Annotated in this window: 3 protein-coding genes; all 3 read right to left on the reverse strand. The window is 46.7% G+C overall.

Translation table 11 applies throughout. The features are described 5' to 3' along the window. Nucleotides 1-196: 196 nt before the first annotated feature. Nucleotides 197-2,092 (reverse strand): DUF885 domain-containing protein, encoded by a 1,896-nt coding sequence (locus R3177_RS13455; RefSeq protein WP_318971537.1) that lies wholly within the window; start codon nucleotides 2,090-2,092, stop codon nucleotides 197-199. A gap of 111 nt (nucleotides 2,093-2,203) precedes the next feature. Beyond that, a complete protein-coding gene (locus R3177_RS13460) occupies nucleotides 2,204-3,898 on the reverse strand; it encodes an NAD-dependent malic enzyme (protein ID WP_318971538.1) in 1,695 nt (564 codons plus the stop codon). 57 nt (nucleotides 3,899-3,955) lie between these two features. Then, the coding region (locus tag R3177_RS13465; RefSeq protein WP_318971539.1) for an HDOD domain-containing protein at nucleotides 3,956-4,428 on the reverse strand (473 nt) is incomplete at its 5' end.

The following is a 4,428-nucleotide window of genomic DNA, read 5'->3' on the forward strand; positions in this document are numbered from 1 at the left end:
ATTAAGCCTGAAATGGGACAAACCCCATACCGATAATGTATTTGAGGTGGAGCAATGCGTGGCAATAGAACAGGTTGCCGGGCGCTATGTTCAGCTGCACCCGGCACCTCATAAAGGCTGTTACTTTGAAAATGATTACATTGTCATTAATTAACAGTTAATAATGAAACGCGTAACCTATGCCAGCAGCGTTCCTTCAGGCAGCAGGCGTGCTTTTTACCTGAGACACCCAGTTTTTCACCCGTCGTTCCAGCACATTAAGCGGCATAGCACCGCCGGTTAAAATGGTGTCATGAAAATCTCTGATATCAAAGCGCTCGCCCAGTTGCTGCTCAGCATACTGACGCAGTTCCTGAATTTTAAGCATACCTATTTTATAGGCCGTTGCCTGGCCAGGTATGACCAGATAACGGCGTACCTCAGATACCACGGCACCCTCAGAAATCGGCGTTTTTGCGATAAAGTAATCAATTGCCTGTTGCTCAGTCCAGCCCTTGCTATGCAGGCCGGTATCAACCACCAGACGCACTGCCCGCCACATTTCAGTAATTAACCGGCCAAAGTCTGAATAAGGATTTTGATAAGCGCCCATTTCTTTTGCAAGTAACTCAGCATAAAGACCCCAACCTTCCGAATAAGCAGTGAAATTCGCCTGGGTACGAAATGCTGGCACAGATGTCAGCTCCTGGGCGATCGAAATTTGCATATGATGACCGGGATTACCTTCATGATAAGCGATGGCTTCCATTTCATTTTTTGGCATGAAACGCATATCAGCCAGGTGGGCGTAGTAAATGCCCGGTCTTGCGCCATCGGGGGTACCAGGGAAATAATGCTGGGCAGCGCCTTTTTGCTCCCGAAACGGCTCAACTCGTTTTACTATCAGACCAGCTTTGGGTAAGGTTCCAAAAAACTCCGGTAAACGACTATTGATAAAATCCAGGTACAATTGGGTATCATCAATATAAGCCTGACGGCCGGCATCTGTGTCAGGATAGAAAAACTGGTCGTCAGTTTTAATAAATTTAAAAAACTCACTAAGATCGCCAGGAAAACCAACTTTATTTTTAATAGCGATCATTTCTTCTGTTATTCTTGCAACTTCATCCAGGCCTATCTGGTGAATTTGCTCAGCGGATAAGTCCGTTGTAGTAGAGATTTTAAGCTGATGATCGTAATAGGCTTTACCATTGGGGTGACTCGTCACGCCAGTAGGGTTCGTCTCAGTGTTCTCGATATCACTTGTTAACCACTGCTGCAATGCTAAATAGGCAGGCTGAAAGTGTTGCTGTAATGCCATTTTTGCAGCATTACTAAGATCTTTTGCTTGCTCGTCGCTGAGCTTATCAGCCTCTACCAAAGCATTTATTTTCGCTTTGGTATCAGCCCAAAGTGGAATATCCTGCTCAGCATCATTAAGTGGCGAACCTGACAACAGATTATTAAGCTGCGTTAAGACTCCTTCGTATGCAAATCGTGGCGGTCTTATACCCTGCGCGGCATTGTTTCTGGCGCGCTCCAACAAATCAGTGATGGCACGGCTAATGCCTTCAATTCGGGCAACATAAGCACGCATATCTTCAGCATTATCCACTTTATGGAAATTGATAAGTATCTGCGGCAACATAGCGTGAATACCCTGCATCTGGGTAAAGACATAATGATTTTTGCGGAACTTTGCGCCTGCTTCGGCCATTTCATACTGATAAACCCAGATATCATATGACGTTTGGGCTTCTAACGTTAACTTATCGTAATCAAAGCTGCTTTTCAGCTCTTTGACGGTCGCTGCTAACCAGTCAAGTTGCTGTTGTTCGGCGGCTAGGGTGACGTCGTCGATTTGATCATATTTATCTTTGCGCCCCATAAATGTCATTTGCAACGGGCTTTGCTGTAACTGTTGTTCGTATTTGACGTCAAACCACTGATTTAAACGCTCGCTTTCTGAGAGCTGAGTATTTTCTGCGGCTTGCTCATTAACTGCTGGGGGCTTACCATTGCTGGTGTTTTGGCTGGTATCTGCGGTGTCATTGGCAGGCGTGCAGCCAGATAGAATACCTACCACTGCCAAAAATAACAGAGATTTGCGCATTACAGTTCCTTAATTAACGGGCGAAGATTATTTTCAGCCTACCGTTAATAAGGAACTTAGTCTAAGCACTAAATGTAACAAGGTTTATCTGACTGACTATCAGCAGGCTGATTAACCGCTGACCCGCTTATAGTGCCGGTACTGTGGTCTCCAGAAGTTATCTTCAATACGCTGTTGCAGCGTATTATCGTCAATTTCCAGCGCCAATCCCTGTTGCTGAGCAACTTTGGCGACCGCAAACGCAATTTTTTTACTCAGTTCTGCCAGAGCAGTAAAAGGAGGCAATAAGCCGCCCTTACCGGTATTCGCTAACGGCGATGTCGCGGCCAGCGTTTTACTGGCTGCGCGCAGCATTTCATCACTGATTAACCGGGCTTTTACCGCAATAACCCCAAGACCAATACCCGGAAAGATGTAACTGTTATTACACTGCGCGATTAAATATTTTTTACCCTGGTATTCTACCGGCGCAAAAGGACTGCCGGTTGCAACGATAACATCGCCCCCGGTCCATTCAATAACCTGTTCTGGTGTGGCTTCTACCTGACGTGACGGATTACTGAGCGGGAATATAATGGGTTTATCACAACCTTTTTTCATCGCCCGCACCACCTGCTCGGTAAACAGCCCGGGCTGGCCAGACACACCAATCAGAATGCCCGGGTTAGCGCAATGCATTACATCCAGTAAGCTGGGATAATCGCCACTGTAATTCCAGTTGGCGATGGCGGCAGTACTCTGGGTTAATGCCTGCTGAAAATCACGCAAATCGGTCATGGCGTCGGTCAGTAAACCGAAACGGTCAATCATATAGATTTGCTGCCGGGCCTGCTGCTCGCTAATCCCCTCCGCTACCATCTGACTGATCACTTGTTCGGCAATGCCACAACCTGCAGATCCAGCGCCAACAAACACGACCTTTTGTGAGCTGAGCTTAACGCCTTTGCTTAAACAGGCCGCTAACAATGTACCAACAGTCACAGCCGCCGTGCCCTGAATATCATCATTAAAACAGCAAATCTGGTCCCGGTAACGTTGTAACAGCGGCATGGCATTGGGCTGAGCAAAATCTTCAAATTGAATGATTGCCTCCGGCCAGCGCCGTTTTACTGCTTTAATAAACAGCTCTATGAACTCGTTGTAATCATCCTGATTTACCCGCTTCTGCCGCAGCCCCATATACATCGGGTCATTCAACAATTTTTCATTGTTGGTACCAACATCAAGCATAACCGGCAAGGTATAAGCGGGGCTTATTCCGCCACAGGCGGTATATAGTGACAGTTTTCCGATAGAAATACCCATGCCGCCAATGCCCTGATCACCCAAACCGAGCACCCGCTCACCATCGGTTACCACTATCACTTTCACTTTCGCTTTTGTGGCATTTCGCAGTACATCATCGAGGTTATACCGATCTTCAAAGCTGATAAATAAGCCCCTGGCACTGCGGTAAATATCGGAGAACTGTTCACAAGCGTCACCAACAGTGGGCGTATAGATAATCGGGATCATTTCTTCAAGATGTTGCTGCACCAGCCGGTAAAATAGCGTTTCGTTATTATCCTGTATCGCCCGCAGATAGATATGTTTATTGATGGCAGTATCAAAACTTTTATATTGCATATAAGCCCGGCTAACCTGCTCTTCAATCGTCTCAAACCGGGGCGGTAATAAGCCGGTCAGGTTAAAGGCTGCCCGCTCTTCCCTGCTAAACGCACTGCCTTTGTTTAGCAGCGGTGTTTCTAATAAGGCCGAGCCGGAATAGGCAGTATATAACGACGCTTTCACTTTTGGTTCAGACATAATAATCTTCCAAATAATAGTGCCGGCACTGCTTTACAGTGCCGCTAACAGAATGGATTAGTAAATAGTACTGATGCGCGGATTAAGAACAGACAGGATAAATAACCCTTCGGTGTTGCAAAAATCAATAGCTTTAATTAAGTCAGCTTGCTCTAGTTGCAGCAACTCCAGCACAAAGGGATCAATTAATGATTTAATATTGTAAAGGTCAGGATGCTGGTTTGCTAAAGCCAGCCGTACCGTCAGATAGCTGATTAAGACATCAGGCTCTGCCACATTAAACTGAGTACTGTGCTGACGGGCCAGCGGTTCGACAATACTGTCTGGTAATTGCCAGAGATTTAGCAGTTCAGCCCCACAGGCGGCATAGGTAAAGCCCAGTGTGCTTTGCTGCAATTGCCATGGCTTAACGTCATTGGTATACGTCTGGCAGAGCGCCGCACTCTCGGGTGCCTGTTGCATTACGACCAACTCGCCGATATTGTGCAACAGCCCGGTAACATACAGCCGGTCAGGCTGCCGCAAACCCC

The organism is Arsukibacterium sp. (assembly GCF_033722355.1).
Taxonomy (GTDB): Bacteria; Pseudomonadota; Gammaproteobacteria; order Enterobacterales; family Alteromonadaceae; genus Alishewanella.